This window comes from Actinotignum schaalii, from assembly GCF_028864145.1.
Classification (GTDB): domain Bacteria; phylum Actinomycetota; class Actinomycetes; order Actinomycetales; family Actinomycetaceae; genus Actinotignum; species Actinotignum schaalii_B.
The window spans coordinates 1-26,406 of the sequence record NZ_JARBHJ010000027.1; the positions used below are offsets into that span (position 1 = coordinate 1).

The 26,406-nt window shown below is 59.9% G+C and carries 18 protein-coding genes and 1 pseudogene; 5 read left to right on the plus strand and 14 right to left on the minus strand.

The features are described 5' to 3' along the window. The 9 genes from PWJ82_RS06650 to trpD form a co-directional block, all read right to left on the minus strand. Window positions 1-1,539: BspA family leucine-rich repeat surface protein (locus tag PWJ82_RS06650; RefSeq protein WP_274735954.1), on the minus strand; the 1,539-nt coding region annotated here is incomplete at its 3' end. A gap of 779 nt (window positions 1,540-2,318) precedes the next feature. Further along, window positions 2,319-3,644: a hemolysin family protein gene (locus PWJ82_RS06655; RefSeq protein ID WP_274735955.1), complete on the minus strand. Its 1,326-nt coding sequence runs from the start codon at window positions 3,642-3,644 to the stop codon at window positions 2,319-2,321. A gap of 542 nt (window positions 3,645-4,186) precedes the next feature. Continuing rightward, entirely contained in the window at window positions 4,187-4,456 is a 270-nt protein-coding gene (locus PWJ82_RS06660) for a DUF3017 domain-containing protein (RefSeq protein WP_274735957.1), read from the minus strand. Between the two features lie 77 nt (window positions 4,457-4,533). Then, window positions 4,534-5,937, minus strand: a complete 1,404-nt coding sequence (locus tag PWJ82_RS06665) for an alpha/beta hydrolase (RefSeq protein ID WP_274735959.1) — start codon at window positions 5,935-5,937, stop codon at window positions 4,534-4,536. Window positions 5,938-6,004: 67 nt separating this feature from the next. Continuing rightward, complete coding sequence (locus PWJ82_RS06670; protein ID WP_274735960.1) at window positions 6,005-7,387, minus strand: cell division protein PerM; 1,383 nt, start codon at window positions 7,385-7,387, stop codon at window positions 6,005-6,007. Window positions 7,388-7,528: 141 nt separating this feature from the next. Next, the gene (trpA, locus tag PWJ82_RS06675) at window positions 7,529-8,326 is read right to left on the minus strand and encodes a tryptophan synthase subunit alpha (RefSeq protein WP_274735962.1); all 798 of its coding nucleotides are present in this window, start codon (window positions 8,324-8,326) and stop codon (window positions 7,529-7,531) included. Continuing rightward, complete coding sequence (trpB, locus tag PWJ82_RS06680) at window positions 8,319-9,551, minus strand: tryptophan synthase subunit beta (protein ID WP_274735963.1); 1,233 nt, start codon at window positions 9,549-9,551, stop codon at window positions 8,319-8,321. Before trpB ends, trpA begins: the two co-directional genes overlap by 8 nt. Before the next feature lie 2 nt (window positions 9,552-9,553). After that, window positions 9,554-10,390 (minus strand): indole-3-glycerol phosphate synthase TrpC, encoded by an 837-nt coding sequence (gene trpC, locus PWJ82_RS06685; RefSeq protein ID WP_274735965.1) that lies wholly within the window; start codon window positions 10,388-10,390, stop codon window positions 9,554-9,556. Beyond that, entirely contained in the window at window positions 10,383-11,402 is a 1,020-nt protein-coding gene (gene trpD / locus PWJ82_RS06690) for an anthranilate phosphoribosyltransferase (protein ID WP_274735966.1), read from the minus strand. Before trpD ends, trpC begins: the two co-directional genes overlap by 8 nt. A 657-nt stretch (window positions 11,403-12,059) precedes the next feature. Between trpD and PWJ82_RS06695 the strand changes: the two genes are divergently transcribed. From PWJ82_RS06695 to PWJ82_RS06710, 4 genes are read left to right on the plus strand one after another with little or no spacing between them, the layout of a single operon-like run. Further along, complete coding sequence (locus PWJ82_RS06695) at window positions 12,060-13,025, plus strand: metal ABC transporter substrate-binding protein (RefSeq protein WP_274735967.1); 966 nt, start codon at window positions 12,060-12,062, stop codon at window positions 13,023-13,025. A 9-nt stretch (window positions 13,026-13,034) separates the two neighbouring features. Further along, window positions 13,035-13,778 (plus strand): metal ABC transporter ATP-binding protein, encoded by a 744-nt coding sequence (locus tag PWJ82_RS06700; protein WP_016443025.1) that lies wholly within the window; start codon window positions 13,035-13,037, stop codon window positions 13,776-13,778. Between the two features lie 12 nt (window positions 13,779-13,790). Further along, window positions 13,791-14,846, plus strand: a complete 1,056-nt coding sequence (locus tag PWJ82_RS06705; protein WP_274735970.1) for a metal ABC transporter permease — start codon at window positions 13,791-13,793, stop codon at window positions 14,844-14,846. Continuing rightward, window positions 14,843-15,817, plus strand: coding sequence for a metal ABC transporter permease (locus tag PWJ82_RS06710; RefSeq protein WP_274735972.1), 975 nt, complete (start codon window positions 14,843-14,845; stop codon window positions 15,815-15,817). Before PWJ82_RS06705 ends, PWJ82_RS06710 begins: the two co-directional genes overlap by 4 nt. Window positions 15,818-15,823: 6 nt before the next feature. Here the strand turns inward: PWJ82_RS06710 and PWJ82_RS06715 are convergent, their stop codons facing one another. After that, a complete protein-coding gene (locus tag PWJ82_RS06715; RefSeq protein ID WP_274735973.1) occupies window positions 15,824-18,511 on the minus strand; it encodes a UvrD-helicase domain-containing protein in 2,688 nt (895 codons plus the stop codon). A gap of 70 nt (window positions 18,512-18,581) precedes the next feature. Then, the gene (locus PWJ82_RS06720) at window positions 18,582-19,961 is read right to left on the minus strand and encodes an aldehyde dehydrogenase family protein (RefSeq protein ID WP_274735974.1); all 1,380 of its coding nucleotides are present in this window, start codon (window positions 19,959-19,961) and stop codon (window positions 18,582-18,584) included. A 92-nt stretch (window positions 19,962-20,053) separates the two neighbouring features. Here PWJ82_RS06720 and PWJ82_RS06725 point away from each other — a divergent pair, with 92 nt between their 5' ends. Next, on the plus strand, window positions 20,054-20,827 hold the full coding sequence (locus PWJ82_RS06725) for a DUF981 family protein (RefSeq protein WP_274735975.1): 774 nt from the start codon (window positions 20,054-20,056) through the stop codon (window positions 20,825-20,827). Window positions 20,828-21,010: 183 nt separating this feature from the next. On the opposite strand, the gene pflA is transcribed toward PWJ82_RS06725, so the two are convergent. The 3 genes and pseudogenes from pflA to guaA form a co-directional block, all read right to left on the minus strand. Next, window positions 21,011-21,889, minus strand: coding sequence for a pyruvate formate-lyase-activating protein (gene pflA / locus PWJ82_RS06730; protein WP_051278118.1), 879 nt, complete (start codon window positions 21,887-21,889; stop codon window positions 21,011-21,013). A gap of 3 nt (window positions 21,890-21,892) precedes the next feature. Beyond that, window positions 21,893-24,283: pseudogene (gene pflB, locus PWJ82_RS06740) on the minus strand (formate C-acetyltransferase). Window positions 24,284-24,702: 419 nt separating this feature from the next. Next, complete coding sequence (gene guaA, locus PWJ82_RS06745; RefSeq protein ID WP_016443034.1) at window positions 24,703-26,280, minus strand: glutamine-hydrolyzing GMP synthase; 1,578 nt, start codon at window positions 26,278-26,280, stop codon at window positions 24,703-24,705. Window positions 26,281-26,406 lie beyond the last annotated feature (126 nt).

Here is a 26,406-nt window from a genome sequence, read left to right on the forward strand (position 1 = left end):
ATGCTCGCCATCGTTCATATCCCGCTGGCGATTCTCGGTCCGCTTCGACGCCTTACCGGTATCGAGCACCCACTTACGCTTACCCGAGTCCCACTTATACGGAGTCGTCGTCACCGTACGCGACTGCGAAACCTTCCGGCTGTTGCAGTCCTTCGCCCCATCAACCCAGTTAGTAGCAGTCACCTGAGCCGGCGGCTGCGGGGGTTTGTTTTTCGCAGTCACTGTTGCGGGAATGAACTTTAAGACATACGTGGATCTCGCAGCGTGCTTGATACGCAATCCGCCTTGCTTAATAGGATATTCGCCCGCAACAGAAGAATTTGAATAACTTGTGTCCAGCTCCCCTTCAAGTTGGTTTTCCATACCGGCCGGAGAGACAGTGTAGGTCAAGCGCGGCAGCGGTTCACCCGCATAAATAGTTACCGGATTAGCTCTAACCGTAATCTCTTTAATGTCTGCCGGTTGAATGAGATAAATCGCGTCATCACGAACTATTTCAGCAGCCCGTAACAGCCTATCCGCGTCGAAGCCATCAACGTTACTACTGTAAAGAGGAGTATATTCGTTCGACTGCTCGCCCTCCTCAAAAATATTGTAAGGGACTCCTTGTTCCAGTTTAAATACACCAAAATGTCTATGTGCTTCTTTTTTGGCTAGGGTCCTTAGTTGCGAGCCCTTTAACCGAATAGTGGTCCGTCCCGTCGTCGCGAAAGCATCATTCGCACCGTTGCTACTTTCAACGTCGTCTGCAACGATCCGAGCAATTGACCAGTTTGTAATATCGATATAAGTAGCAGCACTTGCACCTTTAAACATAGCATCGGCGTATTCCAAACTGGCTAGATCCCACTTGCTGACATCTGGATTAGCAGTTTTATTCTCCTGGAACATTGCCGCTGCATGTTTGACTTTTCGTACATCCCACCTTGAAACGTCAGGATTTGCGTTATTCGCTCTTTCGAACATGAAAGTCAAATACTCCACATTTTTCGTATCCCAACGTGAAACATCCGGGTTTGCAGATTTTGCGCCCCAAAACATGGCACCGAGGTGAGTGGCACTCCCCGTGTTCCATTTGCTGACATCCGGATTAGCACTCAAAGCGTTGTAGAACATCCAACTGAAGTCTGTCACTTTACTGGTGTCCCAGTCGCCTACTTCAGGTTTCGCACTTTTCGCCAGGTAAAACATCGAGGTCATGTCGGTTACGCTACTGGTATTCCATTTTTTGACGTTAGGATTCGCTTTCCTCGCAGTATCAAACATCCCCACCATTTTGGTTACTTTTGCGGTATCCCATTCGCTCACATCCGGATCGGCCACTTCGGATTTTGCAAACATAAATGTCATGTCAGTGACGTTCGATACATCAATTCCATACTTAGGGAGTTGGATGTCGGCGATACGGCAATTCGAAAAAAAGAATGAAGAATCGGGAGGGAACGCGATCCTATTATTTCCATCCGGAGCAAATACTATTTTTTTAGCTGCATTAGGGCCCCGACTTGCCGAATCGCAATGCTGATGCTTCACTCGCATCCAGTCGGACTGTTTCAACTCCCCGTATCCAGCAACAGTGAGTGTTTGTGTGGTGGAATCCCAGGTGGCGGTGAGGTTGGGGCCGACGGGGATACCTGCTGCGCGCTCCGTTGCGCGCGTTTCTCCCCCATCGGAAGTGTCGGGTGACGCGAGGCTAGGAGCGGCTACCCCCCCCCGCTAGAACAGCAAGCGCGGCAATAACGGCAGCCGCTCGTTTGATCAGCTTCACTACTAACCCCTCACCAATTGATACCGTTACAGGCAAACATCCCACACCCGTCGCGAAACCATTTTCACGTTCAATAAGGAATAGGAATGAGTACGACTGCATAGTCGCTTTCTTGATTTACCTTAGCTAATTTCTACAGTTTTCACCACGGGTGACGTTCAGGATAATTCCAGCCCGAGCAATGCAGTAGTCAGACGTTTCCGCCTATTTATGCGGCAATGAACGGATTCTTGTGACTAAAGTCTCGAGTGAAAACGTCTTTTGTAACCAAAATTCAATCGAGCCGAAACGAGCCCACTATAGCTCGATTACTTGCCGAATACGCCGTCGATTTATACATAATAATTAGTTTTCCATACGCATCGGCAATGACTATTTCTATCTATTATTTTCACTGTCGCGAAAATTAGAAACGCGCATAACTCCGTAAAAATGCTATTTTTTCGCTTTTCTACATCGAAGTTGCAAAGTTGCAAGTAGCTCCGTGAAGGTATATCCAGAATTCAACAGCAACGCCACCGCTGGCGGCAATGCGAGCGCCGGCGGCGGGCTACCGCCCGGCTTCGCTATGGCCTTCCATCCGGGCCATAGCGATATCCTCCGATTCGGTCACCTGGTCTACCCGCACCCGGTCGATGCGCCGCCCGTCCAGGGATTGCACGGTGAGCTCCACCGCGCCTAACCGGGTAGAATCGCCCACCTTGGGCATACGCCCCAGCTGGGCGATGATGTAACCGGCCAGGGTATCGAAAGGCCCCTCGGGTAGCTCCACCCCGAGCATTTTGAGCACTTCGGGGCGGGTGGAGAGCCCGTCCATATCCCGCACTCCCCCGTGCACCTGCACCTTGGGGACTTCACGGTCGTATTCATCGCGGATTTCACCCACGAATTCTTCCATCACGTCCTCAATGGTGACGATGCCGTCCGTCCCGCCGTATTCATCCACCACGATGGCAAGGTGAGCATGGGCTTTCCGCAGATCCGAGAGGGCTTCCAACACATCCTTACCGGTTGGGAAGAAGGTCACCGGGCGCACCAAATCGCTCACCCTTTGAGCCGTGGGAGCGGGAGCGAGCATATCGCGGATGTGGAGGAAGCCGATCACGTCGTCGTCGTTCCCACCCCGGCGCACCGGATAACGCGAGTGCTCCAGGGCCGTAACGAGGGGGCGCGCGTCATCGAGGGAAAGTTCCGCGTCGAGGAATTCCACTTCGGTGCGCGGGGTCATGACTTCCTGAACGGTGCGGTCCGAAACGGAGAGCATCGAGACGACCATATCGCGTTCCTCGGTGCCAATCGTTTCTTGGCTGGCCACAAAGGCACGCAGCTCCGCCACGCCCATTTCTTCGCGCTGCTCTTTCGGGTCGCGGCGCAGCAACCGCAGCACCCCGTTGACGCTCGTGCCCAGGAACCAGATGACCGGGCGTAGCACCGCGGTAATAAAAGCGAGGGGCCGAGCGGCCACCGTGGAGATCGTTTCCGCCGATTGCAGGGCAATGCGCTTGGGCACCAACTCCCCGAACACAATGGAAATATAGGAAATCACGAGCGTGGTGAGCACAAAAGCCAGGGTGGTGGCCCCGTTTTCCGACATCCCCCAAGCTCTGAACGTGGGGGCGATCTCCGGGGCGATGGAGGCCGCACCGAAGGAGGCGGAGAAGAATCCGGCCAGGGTTACGCCCACTTGAACGGCGGAAAGAAACTGGTTGGAGTCCGCGGTCAGGCGCTGGATAGTTTTCCCGGAGGCGGAATTTTCCGCCATTTCATCGATTTGCGTTTGCCGCAGGGACACCAGCGCGATTTCCGAAGCGGCAAAAAACGCGCCAATCAGCGTGAAAACAATAACCCAGATGATGTTCATAGCTAAGGGACTCACTCCACCAGTATGGACGAGCCCGCGCCCGCCAGCCCCACCGCGTCTCAGAAACAAGCGGCAAGCGAACACGCGGGAGACGTGGCGCCCTTCCCGCGAGAGCCTCATGAATCTCACATACTTCAATAGTCACACCCAGCAGCTGGGGAGAGGGCATCTGTTTTCAGAGCTGTACTTCTCTTGTCGTACATGCGCAGTACATCCAGGAAAAACATACCCTCCTCGCCGGCGCGGCGGCGGAGAAGGGGTAAGTCGGCGGGCGGCGCGAGACCTTGATCGGCGTTTCAGCAGGACGATCCAGCGCAGTCGTCCAGATCTGCGGGTCAGGCGAGGCGGTCCGGTTAGGCACAGTGTGAGTCCGGGACATCGCCTCCCACAGGATGTGCATAAAAGACACAAAATCGCCCTGAAACGGTACTCTCGCGCACACTTTGTTTTCGGGCACGGTTCATGCAGTTCCGGACCGGATCAAAGCCAAGGACACGCAGTCATTAGATCCACTTTTATCTATTAGCCCTGCGCACCGGGGCGCTGCGGCGTCGTTCTTAAATAACGGGGGGCGTGAGGGCGAAACGCGCCAGGAAAAAGAGTGCTGCGGCGAGGAGAAGGAGGGTGGCGGCGTCCGTGATGCGCGAGCGCACCGAGGGGACGTAGCCGGTGGGCAGGGTCAGGCGCGCCACCGCGAGAACCACGAAGCTGCCCGCGAGCGCGAGGATGGCCACGCGCGGATCAGCAAGGAAAGCCAGGGCGATAACGATGCCGATCCAGGCCGCGCAGGCCCAATAGACCACCGGGTGGGAAAAATGCGCATTCACATCGGCCAGTATATCCCGCGCTAGTGCGGGCCGCGGCCCGCGCCTCAGGCCCGACCAGCGCGGAAGACCGCCCGCCGCTACATGGTGAAGAGATGGAAGAAGGCACCGATAAAGCGGATGTCTTCAACCGTGTGTGTTTTGAGGTTGACGGTGAGGAGCAGGGCCACTATCCCCCAGGCCACCGTGAGGCTCACCCAGGCCCAGCGCCGTATCCGGTAGCGGCCTTTGCCGCGCGGCAGGGCGTGCCGGCGGATCTGCGCGGCGTGCCGGGGCACGTAGAGGGGGCGGCGCACCAAGCTGCGCCCGCGTATAACGCTTCCAGCTGCCAGAAGTGCGAAAATCAGGTAGGCGCCGGCCACCGTGGTTTTTTGAGTCATCCAGCCGCGGGTGGCCACCACGCTTTTCGTTCCGCCCGCCTGATCACCATTCCACCAGTCCAGCGCCCCGGGGAGCTGTTTTTTCCAGGTATCCCAGGAATGCCCGCCGTTCGGGTCGAGGTGCACGGTGGTTTTCAGGCGCGGGTTATTGACTTCCTCCAGGCCGCGCGCCAGTTCCACCGGGTCGTTATCGGTACGGGTCCCGGTGAAGTACATGGATTGCGGCCAACTCGCTTTTTTCATGAGATTGCTGACGGTGAATTGTTCGCGCAGGCCGGGCGCTTGGGTCAGGCCGATAACCGGCACGTTGTACCCGGAAAAAGAAATCACCGAGGCGAAGGTTTGCGGATTATAAAGCCCGAGCACCGGCGCGCACCAACCCCCGTAGGAGGCCCCGGCAATGGCCCAATCGCGCCGATCGGCAGAAACCGAGAAATTCTTACGTACCATCTGCACGACGTCGCGGTTCACCCAGGTTCCCACCGCGGGCCGCCCGGATAGATCCACGCAATCGGGCTGTTGGTTATCAACATTGAGGGAGGGGACCACAACGATCGTATCCGGCGCGCTCGCCGGCATCGTATGCTCCAAATCCAGCACGCCCGGGATTTTCTCCGTCTGGGAGGGGAATCCCTGGATCATAACGATCACGCGGTAGGTGCGCTCCGGGGAATAATCCGGGGGTAGGTAGACCCATACGGGCAGTTCGAGGCCGGATTCAGGGCCGCGGAAGACCGTGCTCACCACCCCACCTCCGGCGGGGGTGAAATCAGCTTTCCACTCTGTGCCTTCCGGCATGGGGATCTCACCCGATTGCCCGGCGTATTTGGGTAGCTCGCTCGTTACCGCGGTCACGGATGCCTTGCCCCCACTTTTCGTGAAAATGGTTTTGACATCGCTCCACGTGCTCGCGTACTGCAAGTTGAGGTTCATCCCCACCCCAATAGCGACGACGCCGCATACCGCCGATATCACCATGGCGAACACCGGAATCGCGGTAGCCAGGCGACGGGTGCGCGGGATGGTGCGCACCCCCAGCGCCAGGAAAGCCAGCGAGCACAGGCCGGCAGCCAGGAGCGCCCCGTGCGTATTGGGTTGAAGCATAGGCAAAATTTTAGGCCGCTCGGGTGCCTCCGCGCGCCACTATTTCACTCTATGCCCAGCTCTCCTGTTATTTTTCCTCACTTTTCCCACGCTCTTCCCAGTCAGCAGCGGCGGGCTGGGAAGATGCTGGTTCCGCAGCGGTCGCGGCGGTAGGAACCGAGTGCAGCGTGGCGGCCGGAGCGGCTGGCGCAGCCGGTGCAGTGGCAGCGGTGGGCGCGGTAGCGCTGGCATCCGGGGTGAGCGCGCTCTCCCCTCCCGGTGCTTCGGCACCGGAAGGCGTTACCGTGGTCGCGGACGTGGGCTCTGCGAGGTGGGCGTCGTTGTTCTGCTGTGCGGCGGTGCGCAGGGCGCGCCGCACCCGGTAACGCTCCCAGCAGGCGCGCACCCACGTCCAGAAGTCACGCGCCCCGTAGCCGAGGGCGAAGGGTAGCAGCACCGTGAGCGCCACGCAGCCGGTGAGGAGCGGAGCGCGCGTGCCTACTTCGAGCATGCGGCCCGGGCCGATCCCGCCGGTGGCGAATTGCCCGGCCAGGGCCACGATGACCAGGAGTTCCAGGGCACCCACCGCGGCGCTCGCCCACTCGCGCGGGCGCAGCGAGCGGATAACACCCCAGGTCAGACCGATGAGGATGGGAATGATGAGGAGCCAGGCGGGGCGCAGGGCCGGGTCGGGCAGCAAGCCGAAAACGGGAAGGCCGGGGATGGGAGCAAAACTGCCACCCAGGGCCGAGAAGACCGCTCCGCTGCCCACCGTGAAACCGGCACCGGTCACGTAGGCCAGTGCCCATACCGCCAGCGCGGGTGCGAAGAGTAGCTGGGTGAGGGTGAAGAGGATGGTGCCGGTGAGGTCGGTAAGGTAGGCGACGTGCAAGGCCCGGACCTGCCCGAAACCAAGTGCCAGCGCGATAAGAACCAGGAGGAGGCTTACCGCGCCCAGGGTAGCGGTCAGCGGCGCAATGAGGCGCCAGCCGCGTTCGAGGAAAGCTACGCCGGGCCAGGCCGGGCGCTCCAGCCAGGCACATTGGCTGGCCAGGAAACCGAGTACCGCACCTCCCACGAGGGCGTGAAGCAGGGAGGATTGCGGGAGGGAAAACAGGCAGATCACCCCGGCGCTTCCCGCCCCGCTCAACGTTGCGATAGCAACGTCCCACCAGTCTTCCACCACGATGGCGCGCAAGAAACGTACCGTGAGCCAAGCGATGAGCGCGGTGAGGAGCAGCGGCATGAGGCCGATATGCCCGCCCGCGGTTACCAGCGGCGTGCCGAGCGCGAGCAGCCACAGGGAGCCGCCCAGGCGTGCCGCGCCCTGCCAGGTCACATCTCCGAGCAGCGGGGAGGCCGCGGTGAGGGTGTAGCCGAGCAGGCAGATGAGCACCACCGTGATCCAGGTGAGAACCACGGGCTGGATAACAGCCAGAGCGAGCGCCACGCGGCGCGAATACGTTAACATCCCTTCCATGGTGACGCGCGGAGTGGGCCGGGCCGCGGAAGAGAGCCCGGCGTGTTGCTCACCGCACTGTCTTCTCGCGGCCGCTGCGCGCACCTGGTTCTTCGCTCCGCCACGCGCACCGGCGTTCTCACTCCACGCTGCTTAGCCCAGCGCTCCCTTGAGTTCGCTCACCCGGCTGGCAATATCCGCAGCGATGTCATCCGCAGCTTTTCCTGCGGCAGCCAGCTCATGAATACGGGAAACCAGGGCTGAGCCCACGATCACGCCGTCGGAAAGGGCGCCCATACGCGCGGCCTGCTCCGGGGAAGAAATCCCGAAGCCAATCGCGCAGGGAGTATCGGTGACCGAACGAATCTTCTCCACGATGGCACCCACATCGGTGGTGATATTCGAGCGCATGCCCGTCACCCCCATGGAGGAAACCACGTAGAGGAACCCGCGCGCCGCTCGCGCAATAGCTTCGATCCGATCTTCGGAAGTGGGCGCGATGAGCGAAATAAGATCCACGTTGTGGGCCGCGAGCGGGGCTTCGAATTCGCCCTTTTCTTCAAAAGGCACATCGGGGAGAATCACGCCGGAAACCCCCACCTGAGCGCAGCGGCGCGCGAAACGCTCCGAGCCGTAGGAGAAGACCACATTGGCGTAGGTCATAATGACGAAAGGGCACTCCAGATCCGGGCGCACCTGGTCGATCATCTCAAAAATTTTGTCCGTTGTGGCTCCTCCGCGCAGTGCCCGCTCCGAGGATGCCTGGATGACGGGGCCCTCGGCGGTGGGATCAGAGAAAGGCACGCCGAATTCAATGAGATCCGCACCGGCCCGGCCGGCCGCGCGAATAATCTGCGCCGTCGTACCTAAATCCGGATCCCCGCAGGTGAAGAACGGAATAAAAGCTTTGCCGCGGGAAAAAGCCCGGGCGATGGGTACCTGTTTAGTCATGGATATCTTCTCCCCGGTAACGCGCGATGGCCGCGACGTCCTTATCCCCGCGGCCCGAGAGCGTGACGATAATAATCTTGCCCGGCATTTCCGGGGCGATTTTCATGGCGTGCGCAAGAGCGTGCGCCGATTCAATCGCGGGAATAATCCCCTCGGTACGCGAAAGGTATTCGAAAGCGCGCACTGCTTCATCATCGGTGACCGGAACGTATTCCGCGCGCCCGATATCATGCCAGTAGGCGTGCTCGGGGCCGATGCCCGGGTAGTCCAGACCGGCCGAAATGGAATACACCGGGGCGATCTGCCCGAATTCATCCTGGCAGAAATACGATTTCATGCCGTGGAAAATACCTTCAGTGCCGGTGGCGATGGTGGCGGCGGTATCCGGGGTATCCACGCCCCGCCCGGCCGCCTCCGCGCCGATGAGACGCACGCTCGCATCATTCACAAAGTTATAGAAAGAACCGGCCGCGTTCGAGCCCCCGCCCACGCAGGCGATGACCGCATCGGGCAGGCGCCCCTCGGCCTGGAGAATCTGGGCGCGCGCTTCGCGGGAAATGACCGCCTGGAAGTCACGCACGATTGAGGGGAAGGGATGCGGACCCATAACCGAGCCGAGGCAGTAGTGGGTGTCGCTCACTCGGCCCGTCCATTCGCGGAAGGCTTCGCTAGCGGCATCCTTGAGAGTGCCGGTCCCCGTTTTGACGGCCACCACGTCCGCGCCCAGCAGGCGCATCCGATAGACGTTGAGGGCCTGGCGGCGGGTATCTTCCTCACCCATGAACACCACGCACTCCATATTGAAGAGCGCCGCGGCCGTGGCGGTGGCGACCCCGTGTTGGCCGGCCCCTGTTTCGGCGATGAGGCGGGTTTTGCCCATTTTCTTGGCGAGCAGCGCCTGGCCGAGCACATTATTGATTTTGTGGGCGCCGGTATGGTTGAGATCCTCGCGCTTAAGGTAGATCTTTGCTCCCCCGAGGTCGCGCGTCATCCGCTCCGCGTAGTAGAGGAGGGAGGGCCGGCCCGCGTAATTATTGAAGAGCTCGGTGAGTTCGGCATTAAATTCCGGGTCATCACGGTAATGCCGGTACGCGGCATCCAGCTCTTCAATAGCCGGCATAAGAGTTTCGGGGATGAACTGCCCGCCGTGGATCCCGAAACGGCCCGGGCGCTCGGAGGTGCCGGTTTCCGGCGCGGAACTTCCCATCGTATGTTCTGCGGTCATGATTACTCTTTCTCCTGTGCGGGGGCGACGACGCGCGCCGCGGCCTGGCGCCACTGGGCCAATACACCTACTTTATCTGCGCTGCGCATAAGGGCTTCGCCCACGAGCACCGCGTCGGCACCGCCGGCCGCGAGCGCTTCCACGTCCGCGGCCCCGCGCACCCCCGATTCGGCAACGACAAGCGCTGTGCTATCGATACGGGCCCGCAGCTGACCCGCCGTGGCCAGATCCACCGAAAAATCTTTGAGATTGCGGTTATTAATACCGATAATGCGGGCGCCGGCAGCCTGTGCGGAATCAATTTCCGCGGCATCGTGGGTTTCCACCAGGGCTGAAAGCCCGAGGGAATGCGCCAGCTGGAGGTACTCGCGCAGGGTCTCGGTATCCAGGAGCGAGCAGATGAGCAGCACCGCGCTGGCTCCCAGCACTTTCGCTTGGTGGATCTGGTAGGAATCCACCACGAAATCTTTACGTAGGCAGGGGGTAGAAACCGTGCGCGTGATCTCCTCCAGGTAGCGGTCCGAGCCGAGGAACCATTGCGGTTCGGTCAGCACGGACATCGCCTCTGCCCCGGCTGCTTCGTAAGAACGGGCGATATCGAGGTAGGGGAAATCTTCGGCAATAATTCCCTTCGAAGGCGAGGCTTTTTTCACCTCGCAAATGAAGCCGAGTCCAGGACCGCGCAGGCTCGCTTCGAAGGGGAAGCTGGCCGGATCGCTCCCCGGGGTGGGGGCCAGCGCCGCGGCAAGTTCACGCATGCGGGGCGTGGGAATCTGTTCTTTATCGCGGGCCACCCGCTTCCGGGTGGCGGCGGCGATCTGCTCCAAAATATTAGGCACGCGAAGCCTCCACGAATTCGTCGATCTTACGGTAGGCACTACCGTCGTCAATAAGGTCACCGGCCATATCAACACCCGCGGCAATGGAGCGAGCTTTGCCGGCGATATAGAGACCGGCGCCAGCATTAAGCTGAACTACATTACGCTTGGGGCCGGTGATCTTGCCGGAGAGGATATCACGGGTGATCTGGGCGTTTTCTTCCGGGGTGCCACCGAGCATATCAGCCGGGGTAGCACGGTTAAAACCAAACACATCCGGGGACATCTCGAAAGTGCGGTATTCCCCGTTGCGTACTTCGCAGACCGTGGTGGGTGCGGAGAGGGAAATCTCATCGAGCTTGTCCTGACCGTAAACCACCAGGCCGTGGTGGACACCCAGGTCATTGAGGACGCGGGCGAGGGGCTCCACGAGGTATTCATCGTACACGCCGAGGACCTGGTACTCGGGATGGATCGGGTTGGTCAGCGGCCCGAGGATATTGAAGACAGTGCGGAAGCCGAGTTCCTTGCGGATGGCCCCCACGTTCTTCATGGACTTGTGATAAAGCTGGGCGAACATGAAGCACATACCCACCTCATTGAGGAGGCGCCGGCAGGTATCCGGATCCTGGTTGATATTCACCCCGAGGGCTTCCAGGCAGTCGGCGGTACCGGAAAGCGAGGAAGCGGCACGGTTGCCGTGCTTGGAGACCTTAACTCCCCCGGCGGCCAGCACGAACATCGAGGTCGTAGAAATATTGAAGGAATGGGCGTTATCCCCGCCGGTGCCCACGATTTCCAGGGTGGGGAAAGGAACCTCGAAGTAATCGGCGTGCTCACGCATGGCGGTGGCGCAGCCGGAAATCTCATCGGTGGTTTCTGCGCGCGCATTCTTGGTGGATAGTGCGGCCAGGAAAGCTGCCGTTTGGGTGGGGGTGCTTTCCCCGCCCATGATCTCATTCATAACGGTATAGGCCTCGTCGTAGGTGAGATCCTGCTTGGAGACAACTTTAATAATGGCTTCTTTAATCATGACAACTCCGTACGTGTGGAAAGACTTTTGGACTGCATTTTTCTGGACTGCGATGCTAATCGGGCTGGGCCAAGTTGAGCGGACTGTGCCATCGCCCCCTGGCGGCTTTCCACCAGCGGCAGCGCAGCTGCGTGTGGGTGGAGGTAGAAAATGTGGTGGTAGCCAAGCGATACGTGGATATCACATCAGGGACATGGTGCTCAGGTAGATGCGGTAGGTCCCGGTGCACGGGATTCTCCTCTCAAGTGGTTGGGGCGGCGTGGTTGCGCCGCAGGACGCGCTACTTAGGCGCACCACCATCGCCAGGCCGCACCGGCCCGGACCCGTACCTTGAGATCCTGCTGCATAGCTGTGAGCTTAGCCCACCCCGAACATAGCCCCCGCCCCGGTCCATCATGCGGACAGGCAAGGGCGAAGATGAGCTAGCGGCGTCGTCGTTCCACTACAAGCGAGCCACGGTGCCGCACCTACGCGAGCCGCACCGCAGCTACCAGGCACGCAATTATCATTATTGACTTTTCACCCAGCGATTCCCGGGATTTTTCGCGACGTTTCGCAGATTCACCCTAGTGCTTTATGCGTGCATCGGTTAACATATTCAGGTCCCGAGTAAAGAAACCCATACCTTACATGCTTTCGTGATTGAAGAAGGACACCATGAAACATTCTGTTAAGTTGGCCGCGATTGCCGCGGCCGGGGCTTTGGCACTCGCATCGCTAACCGGCTGCGCTACCGAAAATAAGGGCGCATCCGATTCGGCTTCCTCCGACTCCTCAAAGGCCGCGGGCCTGTCGGTGGTGGCAACAACCGGTTACCTCGAGGACGTTATTCGCAACGTCGCCCCCGAGGCTAACGTAACCACCTTGGTCAAGCCCGGCGGTGATCCTCACACCCAGGAACTGACCACCCAGGATACCCAGGCCATTGAAAAGGCCGATCTTGTAGTGTGGACCTCCCACGATATGGAACACAAGATGATGGGCCAGCTTGAGAAGCTCGGTGACCGCCAGATCGCGGCCGCCGAAGCTATCCCGGAAGCTAAGCTCCTCCCCTGGGAAGAAGACGGCAAGATCGAAGGCCACGATCCGCACGTGTGGAACTCCCCGGAGAACTGGCAGTACGTGGTGACGGCCACCGCCGCCAAGCTCGGTGAGATCGATGCCGCCAACGCGGATCTCTACAAGGCCAATGCGGAAAAGTACAATAAGAAGATCGCTGCGGCCGCTGAAGAAGCCAAGGCAAAGTTCGATAAGATCCCGAAAGAAAATCGCGTACTTATCACCGGGCATGATGCCTTCAACTACCTGGGTGCTTCTTTCGGTATTGAAATTCACGCCACCGATTTCGTTTCCTCCGAATCGGAAATGTCCGCGGTGGAGCTCAACGAGCTCGCCACCCTCATTGCCGAACGCAAGGTCCCGGTGATCTTCCAGGACAACCTCAAGAACCCGGAAGTCATTAAGCACCTCCAGGACGCGGTGCGTGAAAAGGGCTGGCACGTTGAAGTCTCGGATAACGAGCTTTTCGCTGATACTCTCAGCTCCGAAGCCCCCACGAATACCTACCTGGGCGCTTTCAGCTACAACGTTGACTCCATCGTCAGCGCGCTCTCGCAGAAATAGGTGATATCGATGGGATCCGCTACCACGCTGGCCTGTCAGATTGACCACCTGAGCGTCGCCTACCAGGATACGATCGCGGTGAGCGATGTTTCGCTCCGCGTCAGTCCAGGCCAGGTGGTGGCGCTTCTCGGTCCGAACGGCGCGGGGAAATCAACCGTCATGAAGGCTTCCCTGCGTCTCGTTCCCGCTCTCGCCGGGGAGGTCACCTTCTTCGGCGAACCTCTCCCCCGGGTGCGTTCGCGTATTGCTTACGTGCCGCAAACCGCCACCGTAGATTGGGATTTCCCGACCACGGTGGGCGACGTCGTGCTTATGGGCACGTACGCCCAGCTGGGCTGGCTGCGCCGGCCGGGCGCGCGCCAGCGCGAAGCGGCCGCCGCGGCCATGGAACGCCTGGGGATTTCCAATCTTGCCCATCGCCATATTAACGAGCTTTCCGGTGGCCAACAGCAGCGCACCTTCGTGGCACGTGCCCTGGCCCAGAACGCTGAGCTCTACCTCATGGATGAACCCTTCGCGGGCATTGATATCACTTCCCAGCAGGCGATTATGACGCTGCTGCGCGAACTGGTCGATGAGGGAAAGACCGTCATGATCGTGCATCACGATTTGCAAACGGTTCCTGATTTCTGCGATAGCGTGGTGCTGCTTTCGAGCGGCAAACTGGTGGCGAGCGGAAGCGTGGAGGAAGCTTTCACCGCGGATAATATTGCGCGGGCGTACGGCCTTTCCGTGGCGCTCGAACGCAAGTGAGGGCACGGGGCAATGATTGATTTTATTTCCCCGCTGGAATTGTGGGGAACCTACATTTTCCGCACCATGTTGATCGGCACCACCCTCATCGGGGTGTTTTCCGGAGTGGCTGGTTGCCTGCTCTACCTGCGCCGCCAGTCACTGGTTTCCGATGTTATCGGGCACAGCTCCATTCTCGGTGTGGTTGCCGCTTTCACGGTCGCCACCCTGCTGGGTGCTGATGGGCGCTCGATGGTGATCCTCGTTCTCGGGGCGAGTGCGGCGGCGATGTGCGCCGTCGTTCTCACCAATATCATCGTGGCGCATTCAAAAGTGAAACCGGATGCCGCCATGGCCATCTGCCTCTCGCTGTTTTACGGCGGCGGGATGGTGTGCCTGCGCCTCCTCACCCATTCCCACCTGCCCAATCGCGGCGGGATCGACAGCTACATGTTCGGCAACGCGGCGAATGTACGCGCCGGGGACCTGGTGACCATCGCGGTATTCGGGCTGCTCACCGTCGCCGTGATCCTCGCTTTCTTCAAAGAAATCAAATTGGTAACTTTCGATCCGCTCACGGCACAATTGCAGGGTTTCAGCCCGCGCGTGCTCACCCCGCTCATGCTGGTGCTGGTTACCATCGCCATCGTTATTGGAATTAAGGGCGTGGGGCTTATTCTCATGGTGGCTTTCGCGATTATGCCGGCCGCCGCCGCGCGCCAGTGGACGCACCGCATGTCCTCGATGATGGTGCTGGCCGGTATTTTCGGTGGGCTTGCGGGCGCGGCGGGGGCGTACCTATCCGTGTGCCTGGGCAAGGTTCCCACCGGCCCCGTTGTGGTCATCCACCTTTTCGTTATTTTCGCCTTGTCTTTGCTGGCCGCGCCGCGCCGCTCCATCGTGGTGGTGGCATTGCGTCAGCGGCGTTTGCGTGAAGATCTAGTGGCGCGGGCACGCGCTGCTACCGCGGCTCCGGTTACGGGAACGGTAACAGCCACCGCAGCGGTGCAAAAATCGGCGACGACGCCGGCGCCTGCGGCGCCGGCCGGTGTGGCAGCGCCCGCTGGTTCGGAAAGGAGTGAGCGATGAGTTTCATCGTGGCAGTGATGTTGCTTGCGGTGGTGACCGCGGTAACCTGCGCACTTCCCGGGGTTTTCCTGGTGTTACGTGGCCGGTCCATGCTGGTGGATGCGATGTCCCACGCGGTGCTCCCGGGAATTGTTATCGGCACGATTCTTTCCGGTTCCACGCATTCCCCGGTCATGGTGGTGTGCGCGGCGCTCATGGGTTTGGTGGTGGTGCTGGGTGCCCAGCAATTGGATCGCACCCGGTTGCTGACCGGGGACGCGAGTCAAGGTGTCATTTTCCCGGTGCTTTTCGCTCTGGGTATTTTGTTGCTCTCGACCACACTTTCCCATGTCCATATTTGCCAGGACACTGTGCTGACCGGAGATCTCAATCTCATGGCCTTGAGCCCAGAGCATATTATTATCGGCGGTTATGATATCGGCCCGCGTACCATGTGGCAGCTGCTCGCGGTGTGCGCGCTCAACGCTATTTTCATCGCGGTGTTTTTCCGGGTGCTCAAAACCGATACCTTCGACAGTGATTTCGCGGCTACTATCGGGTTCCCGGTGCGGGCGGTGGAACTGGGGCTCATGATGCTGGTCTCGCTGACCGTGGTGGCGGCTTTCAACGCCGCGGGGGCGATCCTGGTTATTGCCCTCATGGTGGTTCCGGCGGCCACGGCGATTCTTTTCGCCCGCTCGCTGCGCCACCTTCTGGTTCTCACCATGATTATTGCGGTGGCCGAGGCGCTTCTCGGGTTCGTGCTGGCCCTGTACCTGGATTTGGCGACCTCGGCGATGATGGCTTTCACCGATGGGGTGGTGTTCTTGAGCGCGCTGGCCTGGCGCAAGCTAGGCGGGCGAGTGGCGGCGCGCAGCCACCGCCGCACCCTGAGCGTGCCGGCCGCTGCCGCGGGCGCTGCCGTGCCTAACGGCGCGACGGAAGGCACCGGCGCTACGTGCGTGGCCAGCGCTTCCCTCACTGCCGGATAAGCGCGGCTACTTCTCCACTTTCGTCAAGGGAGCGAAACGCAGCATCAAGCGTTTCGTGACCGAGCCGAAAGCTACCTTCGCGGTGGTGGACTTTCCTCGGCCTTCAAAGCCGAGGATGGTCCCCCGCCCGAAGGAGCGGTGCTCTACCGTGTCACCCACCGCGAAGCCCTTGGTATCCGCTGCGGTATCAGCCGCGCCCGCCGCGCTAGGTGTGCCTGAGGTGCCTGGGGTGCCGCTCGAACCGCCAACCGCGGAACCACCCGAACCGCCGGCCGCAGGATGCGCACTACCGGCGGAATCTGCCTGGGAGGCTGAGTTCGCGGCGGCGGGTACCCCGAGTTTCCCGGGTTTGAATTTACCTGAACCGATAACTGGTCCAGCGTCGTCGTCAAAGAACGATGAGGCGCGCCGCTGCCGACTCCCCCACCCGTATCCAGAACCGATACCGGATCCGATGCCGGCCCCACGCACGAGATCCTGGGAGGAATGCTCCCGACGCCAGTCAATAAGTTCGGGTGGGATTTCTTCAATGAAACGCGAGGGCGGGAATTCCTGGGGGGCGCCCCAGGAGGAGCGCGCTGCCGCTCGTGAGATATAGAGGCGTTCGCGTGCGCGAGTGAAGGCCACGTAGGCGAGACGGCGTTCCTCAGCCAATTCGCGCCGGTCATCCAGGGAGCGCATATGCGGGAAGGTGCCATCTTCCAGGCCGGTCACGAACACAACCGGGAATTCCAGACCTTTCGCGGTGTGGACCGTCATGAGGGTGGTTTCCCCTTCGGATTCGCTACCTTCGGGAAGTCGATCCGTATCCGAAACCAGCGAAATCTGGTCCAGCCACTCCCCCAGCCCAGCATCCGGATTTTGGGCGGAAAATTCCACCGCGACCGCGTGTAATTCGGCCAGGTTTTCCACCCGGCTGAGGTCCTGCGGGTCTTTGGATTCTTGTAACACGGCCAGGTACCCGGATTCGTCCATGAGGTAATCGAGGATATCCGCGGGTTTACCGCCGGCCTCCGCTTCACCGCGGGCCTGTTCTAGGATGCGGGCCAGAACGGCGACGGCGCTGCGGGCCCGGGCTGTCAGCCCCGCAACCTCGCCACGTTCCGGGTGTGGACTAGCCACATCCGCTACCGCAGCGCCGAAGGAAATATTCCAGCGTTGGGCATGGGTGGCCAGATGGCCCTGCGCGGTATCCCCCACCCCGCGTTTCGGTTCGTTAATAATGCGGCGCAGCGAGACGGTATCATCCGGGTTCGCCACCGCGTGCAGGTACGCGAGGGCATCCTTGATTTCTTTACGTTCGTAGAAGCGAGTACCGCCAATCACCCGGTAAGGAATCCCGGAGCGCACGAACATTTCTTCCAGGGCCCGCGCCTGGGAATTCGTGCGGTAAAACACCGCCACATCCCCGTAGCGCACCCCGTTATCATCCCGGAGCCGGTCAATTTCCGTGACAACGAAATGGGCTTCATCGCTTTCCGAATCGGCCACGTAGCCGGTGATCTTTTCCCCGCTACCGGAATCCGTCCACAGTTTTTTGGGCCGGCGCCCTTCATTGTGGGAGATCACAGCATTGGCAGCCGAGAGAATATTTTGGGTGGAGCGATAGTTTTGCTCCAGGACCACGCTGGTGGCATCCGCGAAATCTTTTTCAAAATCCTCAATATTGCGGATAGTGGCCCCGCGGAAGGCGTAAATGGACTGATCGGCATCGCCCACCACGGTGAGGGATGAGCGTTCCGGGCCTTGCCCGGCCAGGGTGCGCACCAGAACATACTGGGCGTGGTTGGTGTCCTGATATTCGTCCACCAAAATATGGCGGAAACGCGTGCGGTAGCGTTCGGCAATATCTGGATGGGAGGTGAGCACCTCCACCGTGCGCATAATAAGATCATCAAAATCCAGCGCATTGGCACGCTCCAGACGATTCTGGTAAGCGGCATATGCCTGGGCCAGAACCTGCCCGTCCCGATCGGTGGCGGCCGCGGCCTGCGCAGCCGGGGTAACCAGTTCATCTTTGAGATTGGAGACCTGGCGGCTGAGCATTTTGGGTGGGTAGGCCCGGATGTCAATATTTTCTTCCCGGCACACCATGGTCATGAGACGCTGGGAATCTGCGGCATCGTAAATAGTAAAAGTGGAACGCATCCCGAGCGCGCGGTGTTCGGCGCGCAGAATCCGCACGCAGGCAGAATGGAAGGTGGAGATCCACATACCGCGGGCCAGGCCGCCGAGCATTCCCTCCAAGCGTTCGCGCATTTCCCGAGCGGCCTTATTGGTGAAAGTGATGGCGAGGATATTGGCCGGATGAGCCTGCCCGGTGGCGATGAGGTAGGCAATACGCGAGGTAAGTACCCGGGTTTTTCCCGAGCCGGCCCCGGCGACCACGAGCAGTGGACCGCCGGTGTGGACCACGGCCTCCCGCTGGGCGCTATTGAGGCCGGTGAGAATACGCTCCGCAGCCGCGCTGATGCCACCCGAACGTTCGTTTCCTGCCAATGCGGGTGCTGGTGTGGCGGGGCCCACCGGCGTAGCGCGGACTGCTGACGCGGTTTGACCCGCGGATGCAGTTTCCGCAACCGGGTTAAGCCGGGCAGGCACGCCCGAGCGGCGCCCCACTGTAGCCCCGGCTTGCTGGGCGGCTGCTACGCGCTCCCGCAGCCGTGCGATTGTTGACTTGTACGATTCCTCCATAGCCCTTCTAGGGTACGACACCACCCCGACACAAAAAACGTTCCGGAGCTGTGTAGCGCTGTCAGTCCGCTCACCGTGCCGGGTGGACTCGCACCGCGTGTTCATTAGTGAAGGCACGCAAGCCCCAGGCGCCTTCCTCCCGGCCGTAACCGGACCGGTTAATCCCACCAAAGGGCCACGTGGGCGCCGATTCACGGTGCTTATTGATAATGGTCATCCCTGCGGCGAGCCGTGCCGCGAAGCGCTGCGCTTTCTCCGGATCCTGACTCCACACCGAGGATTGCAAACCGTAGGCGGTGCTATTGGCCAGCGCGAGGGCTTCTTCCTCATCCGCGACCCGGTAAAGCGCCACCACCGGCCCGAATACTTCGTTGCACGCGATATCGTGATCGGCAGGGATATCGGTAAGCAGTGCCGGGGTCATATAGGCACCGGGACGGTCAATTCTTTCACCACCGTAGTGGAGGTGCGCTCCAACGGCGACGGCGCTCGCTACCCGCCGCACCACGTCATCACGTGCGGCAATCGAGGACAGCGGCCCCATATCCGTGGCCGGATCATCATAGGGTCCCACCACAATGCTTGCGATCTCCGTGCGGGCCGCCGCTAAGAATTCCTCAAAAACACTATCCAAGACGATAATGCGCTTATTCGAGGTACACACCTGCCCGGCGTTGAAAACACGCGTGCGCACCGCCTCGCGCGCCACCGCGGGGATATCAGCGGCATCTAGGACCACCATGGCGTCATTACCGCCCAATTCCAAGAGGGAGCGTTTCGTGTACTTTCCGGCCAATTCCGCAACCGAGGACCCTGCTCGGTCCGAGCCGGTGAGCGATACTCCTTTAACGCGCGGATCTGCTAGCACATGCTCCGTGTCCTCGATATCCAGGTAGATATTCTGGTACACCCCGGAGGGTAGGCCAGCCTCCCGCAGCAACGCCTCGAAAGCAGCCGAGGAGCGCGGGCAGATCTCTGCCTGTTTCATGAGGACGGTATTCCCGACCATGAGTTGGGGTAGTGCGAAACGGGCGATTTGAGAATAGGGAAAATTCCACGGCATGATTCCCAGCAGGACACCCAGCGGCTGATGGAGCACGTAGGTAAGAATGCCGTCCTCAGCATCCAGCGTGGTGGGTTCCAGATAGCGCGGCGCGTTATCCGCAAACCAGTGGGCATGGTGGCTGACCGTGGCGAGTTCCGCGGCGCCGTCGCGCAACGGTTTACCCATTTCGCGCCCGATGAGCTCAGCAAGTTCATCGGAGCGCTCCGTGACGAGTTCCCCGAAGCGGTGCAGGATTTCGCTACGGCGTGCCATTGGGGTATCCCGCCACGTGGTAAAAGCATCCCAGGCAGCTCCGATCACACCGGGGATAGCAGCGGTGGGAAGGGAGGCGAAGCGTTCTTCCACCTCTCCGGTATTGGGGTTATGCACGCGGTAGTGACTCATAGCCCTAGTTTACTGTGTTGCGGCCCACTGCGGCGGGGGAACCCGGCTATCATGGGGACATTAGTCCTAAATAAGAGAAAGGAGTGGTGAACGTGGGAGATTTCTTTACTGGGGAAAGCGCCCCGGGAATGATTGATTGGGCCTCGATGCCCACCTACAACACCATTATGGCCATCGCGGCCGGGGTGGGCTTGATGTTGGTTGGCCGGCTGCTGGTGCAGTTGCGCAGCGCGGTTCCAGCGGAAGTTGCGGGAGCTGGAGCGGATACCGATAAGGCCGTGAGCCTGGATGGATACACCCTGGGCTTCTTCGTGACCGGCCTAATCCAGACGCTGACCGGCCTGCATATGTCCCTCACGTGGCCGCTGGCCGCCGGGGGCTTCCCCTTTGACAATATTATCTTTGGAGAAACCTGCCTCGGCTTCGGGGTGCTCTTGCTGGCGGCGAGTTTCATCCTGTGGAAGCGCGGGGATCGTATCCTCGCTTCCGACGCTCCCTTCCACACTTTCGCCCGGATTGCCCGCCCCGTCTCCATTTTCGCGCTGGCAATGGGCTTGGCGTTATTGGCAATTATGTGCGCCGGGATGGTCTATCAATTCTTTGCAGCGCCTCCCCAGGAGCCGATTTCTGGGTCCTTCGCGGCTTACCCCTGGCTGGAATCCATCGCCCTCTCCGCAGTCTTTGGCCTGGCCGGTGTGGGCGCGATTCTCTTCTTCGCCGCGGTGCGGATGAATGCCCGCGGGCAGGTGCGCGACGGCGTAGTGAACGCCGCCTACTGGTGCCTGGTTATCAGCGGGGTGATCTTTATGCTCTTCGGTGCGATGAACTTCTATACGCATATCGGGCTCGTGGTCAATACCATGTAGCGCTGCCAGACTGGCGCGCCGCCCGGTGTAGCTGCGGCCGCCCGCGGTGGACGCAGCTGCGGCGTCGTACCTCACGTTTTAGGTACGACGCCGCAGCACCGAGCAGTGCGTACCCCACCCAGGCACGCACACGAAAGGGCCGCGTCCCTCGCGGGACGCGGCCCTTGGCGTCATCCGTAGCGTTTAGAAAGCCGGGGTATTGAGCCCCAAGCGCCGGAAGTGCTCCCGCGCTTCTTCCACGGCTTGTGGTGACGGCGGTACGACGTCTTCCAGTTGGTAGTCGTAGCCAAGTGAATGCCACTTGTCTCGACCCATCTGGTGGAACGGTAGAACTTCAACGCGGCTCACCGCGTTCTTCCACCGCGCAACGATCTTCGCAACGTTCTCCACGTTCTCCGGATCGTCTGTCAGCCCGGGCACGAGTACGAAACGTACCCAGATTTCCTTGCCCGCAGCAGCCAATCGATCACCAAAATCAATGGTCGGTTGCAGTTCGCGGCCGGTCGTGCGCTTATAGACTTCTTCGGATCCGGATTTAACGTCGAGCAACACCATGTCGATATAGCTCATCATTTCGTCATCGACGTTACGCCCAAGATATCCGGAAGTATCGATACACGTATGGATTCCCATTTCCTTGGCGCCGCGGAGCACGGTCTTGAGGAAGGCGGGTTGCATTAAGCATTCGCCACCCGAGATCGTGATTCCACCGCCAGTCGCCTTGAACATACGACGGTAGCGCTTCCAGCGCCGCAGCAATTCATCAGAATCCACCGGCTGACCATCCTTCATAATGAAGGTGTCAGGGTTGTGACAGTACAAGCACCGCAGGGGGCACCCTGCCATGAAGACTGTCATTCGGGTTCCGGGCCCGTCCACCGCGGTCACAAGTTCCCACGAGTGGACGGAACCGAGGGTTCCCTCGCGCATCTTGCGAAGCCGTTCTTTACGTTCGATGTCGTCGAGGACATCGATGCCTCCCAGACCGGCCCCCTGCAACCGACCGGTCGGCGCTTCGAAATCTTGAAGGCCGACCGGTGCTAGTCGCAACTCAGCAGACAATTGTTATGCCGAGTGATGGAAGGTACGCGACAGAACGTCGAGCTGCTGTTCGCGGGTCAGCTTCACGAAGTTGACGGCGTAGCCGGAAACGCGAACGGTCAGGTTCGGGTACTTCTCGGGGTGATCAATCGCGTCCTCGAGGGTGGAACGATCCAGCACGTTGATATTGGCGTGGTACAGACCCTGCACCCCACCGTTATCTTCGCGAGCAGCCTTCATCGACTCGAGACGCTCTTCGTAGGTCTTAGCCATTTTTTACCTTCTTTTCTTTGTTGGGGGTTGAATCTTAGAGTTTTAGTCTTCTTCAGCCATGAAGCCGGCATCCATAATTCCGACCAGGTTCTTGACCTGCTCTTCCTTATTACGGCCGAGGCCAGCCGGCGTAATGGTATTCGTCAAGGAAATACCATCAAGGGCATCCTTGTAATCCAGCTTACCAACGGACATCATGGACGCCACCATACCGTGGGTATCCATGCCGTTCTCCGGGTTCGCGCCCGGGGAGAACGGGGTGCCAGCCTTGTGGCCGGACGGGAAGGAACCCGTGGCCTTGCCGTACACCACGTTGGAGGTAATGGTCAGTACCGACTGGGTCGGGATGGCGTCGCGGTACATCGGGATCGCCTTGATCTTCGACATGATGGTGTGGACCACAGTTGCCGCGATGTCATCAGCGCGGTCGTCGTCGTTACCGTAGATCGGGAAGGTTCCTTCCGTCTTGTAATCGACCACGAGGCCGGTCTCATCACGAACCGGGTAGACCTTCGCGTACTTGATCGCGGAAAGCGAGTCAGCCACGATGGACAGGCCGGCAATACCGCAACCCATGGTACGGATGATCTCTGAATCGTGGAGAGCCATCTCCACCGATTCGTAAGCGTAGCGGTCGTGGCAGTAGTGGATGATGTTGAGAGCTTCAACGTAGGTACCAACTACCCAGTCGAGCATCTCTTCGTACTTCTGCCAGACTTCGTCGAAGTCAAGCGGGCCGTCGCCTTCGATCGGGGTGAACAGACCCGGTTCGGTCACCTGCTTGCCGGTCATTTCATCGCGGCCGCCGTTGATGGCGTAGAGCAGGGCCTTCGCGGAGTTCACACGAGCGCCGAAGAACTGCATCTGCTTGCCCACCCGCATCGGGGAGACGCAGCAAGCGATGGCGGCGTCGTCGCCCCACTGGTTACGAATCTGTTCGTCAGATTCGTACTGGATGGACGATGTTTCGATGGAGATGGCCGCGCAGAATTCCTTGTAGCCTTCCGGAAGGGCCGGGTCCCAGAAAATGGTGATATTCGGTTCCGGAGCAGGACCCAGGTTACGCAGGGTCTGGAGCAGACGGAAGGAGGTCTTGGTAACGAGGGTGCGCCCGTCATCACCGAAACCGGCATCCGACCAGGTGGCCCAGTAGGGATCACCGGAGAAGATCTGATCGTAATCGATCGTGCGCAGGAAGCGGACGATACGCAGCTTCATGACGAGGTTGTCGATCATTTCCTGCGCATCGGATTCCGTGATGGTTCCGGCAGCCAGATCGCGCTCGAAGTAAATATCGAGGAAGGCGGACAGACGGCCGATGGACATGGCCGCACCGTCCTGGCTCTTCACGGAAGCAAGGTAGCCGAAGTACAGCCACTGCACGGCTTCACGCGAGTTCTTCGCCGGGCCGGAGATGTCGAAGCCGTAGATCTCACCGAGAGTCTTAAGCTTCTTCAGGGCCTTGATCTGCTCCGCGTGTTCCTCACGGAAACGAGCCCAGTGCTCGGAGAAGGGCTGAGCGGCCACGGAGTCCTTCATGGCCTGCTTCTCTTCGATGAGCTTATCCACACCGTAGAGCGCCACGCGGCGGTAGTCACCAATAATGCGACCACGGCCGTAAGCATCCGGAAGGCCGGTAATAATGTGCGAGGACCGAGCCGCGCGAATACGCGGGGTGTAAATATCAAAGACCGCGTCATTGTGGGTCTTGCGGTAGCGGGTGAAGATCTTCTTGATCTCCGGGTTTACTTCCTTGCCCGCTTCTTTGATGGCGGTTTCCACCATGCGCCAGCCGCCGTTGGGCATCATCGCGCGCTTGAGCGGAACATCGGTCTGCAGGCCGACGACGACGTCGTCATCTTCGGAAATGTAGCCGGCGGGGAAAGCGTCAATATCGGCCGGGGTGTCGGTGTCGACGTCGTACACGCGACGACGACGCTCCTCGGAGAGGTAATTTTCCTCAAGAGACTCCCACAGCCGAGTGGTCTTCTCCGTCGGGCCGGCCAGGAACGAAGCATCCCCTTCGTAGGGGGTGTAGTTCTTCTGGATGAAGTCACGAACGTCAATGGCTTCATTCCAGGTGCCGGACGTGAAACCCGCCCAGGCTTCCTCTGTTGGGGTATCGGTAGCAGTGCGCTCCATGTGCGTCTAACTCTCCTTGTGTCGTGTCAGTACCCGTTATTGTCCAAGCATAAAGCAATCCACAACGGAATAGAGATTCCGTAAGAAATTGCCGCACGCTTGCGTCCGCACCGCATTCACGCCCTTGCGCGAATCGCTACGGCACCGAGGTAACAAGTCCTGATTCTTTTACCTGTTGTCCGTATTAATCGGCCAGGCACAAGCGACTCTCGATTGTATTGTCCGGCACGGGCGGCGGGCGTTTACCACTCGCTGTCCGCGCCTACATTTATCCTAACGCGCTTCTGTGAAAAAACATTCCCAGACACGTGAGACGAGTGGCGCACAATCCCGCAGCGCCCCCAGTGGGCGCGCCGATACGCGACTTCACGTCACCACCCGCCTCACATGTGTGAGAAATCACTTTTTAATAGGAAGTCCTATTCCCATTCAATCGTTGCCGGCGGCTTGGAGGTTACATCCAGAACCACGCGATTTACTTCCGCAACGGAGTTTGTGATGCGGTTGGAAATATGAGCGAGCACGTCGTAAGGAACGCGCGCCCAATCTGCCGTCATCGCATCCTCGGAAGATACCGGGCGCAGCACAATGGGATGCCCGTAGGTACGGTGATCGCCCTGCACGCCCACCGAATGAACCTCCGCCAGCAGCACCACCGGGCACTGCCAAATCTCGGCGTCCAAACCTGCCGCGGTAAGTTCTTCGCGAGCGATAGCATCCGCTTCGCGCAGGATGCGCAGGTTATCTTCGGTAACTTCGCCGATCACGCGGATCGCCAGACCCGGCCCCGGGAAGGGCTGGCGGGCCACGATTTTCTCAGGCACGCCCAGTTCGCGCCCAATAGCACGCACCTCATCTTTAAAGAGGCTGCGCAGGGGCTCGATAAGCTCGAAATTCATATCCTCGGGCAAGCCACCCACATTGTGATGGCTCTTAATATTGGAAGCACCTTCTCCCCCGCCCGATTCCACCACGTCGGGGTAGAGAGTACCCTGAACAAGGAATTTCACGTCCTCCCCGCCACCGAGCTTATCTACCAGCTGGCGCTGCGCGCTTTCAAAAGAGCGAATAAATTCCCGCCCGATAATCTTGCGCTTTGTTTCCGGATCGCGCACGCCAGCCAGTGCGGAGAGGAAGCGCTGCGATTCATCAATAGTGAAGATACGAATGCCCGTACTTTCCGCGTAATCGCGTTCCACCTGCTCACGTTCACCGGCGCGCAGCAGCCCGTGGTCGATAAAGAAGCAGGTGAGCTGGTCACCAATGGCTTTGTGTACAAGGGCAGCCGCAACCGAGGAATCCACCCCGCCGGAAAGTGCGCAGATCACTTGCGCGGAACCCACCCGCTCGCGAATCTGGGCCACTTGCTCGTCAATAATGGAGGAAGGAGTCCAGTTCGGACTAATCCCCGCGCCCTCGTAGAGGAAGTTTTCCAGAGCGGCCTGACCTCGTTGGGAGTGGAGCACTTCCGGGTGCCATTGCACGCCAAAGAGCCGGCGCTTGCGATCTTCAAACGCGGCCACCGGAGTTTCATCGGTAGCGGCGGTAACGGTAAAGCCTTCGGGAGCTTCACTCACGGCATCCCCGTGGCTCATCCACACAATTTGCTTATCTTCCAGGCCGGCGAAGAGGCAAGAATCACCGGCGGTACGGGCTTCCGTACGTCCGTATTCGCGGGTGCCAGTGCGTCCCACACGCCCGCCCAGTGCCTGGGCCATCGCCTGGAACCCGTAGCAGATCCCGAGGATGGGCACCCCGGCCTCAAAAATATCCTTATCGATTGCTGGAGCGCCCTCCGCGTACACGGATGCCGGGCCACCGGAAAGAATAATGGCCGCGGGTTTTTTCGCCAGCATATCCGCGGCGGACATAGTATGCGGAACAATTTCTGAATAAACGTGCGCTTCACGAACGCGCCGCGCAATGAGCTGAGCGTACTGCGCACCAAAATCGACAACAAGAACCGGGGAATTATCGCTGGTATTCACGCTGTTCATTCTAATGATTAAAACGCGCCGGCGCCTACTGAGCGCCAGACCCCACCCGGAAGGTTTCTAGGACCTTCGTCACCGGAATGCAGCGACGGCGTTCACCCGCCCGCACGGACCTGAGCTGGGCATGCA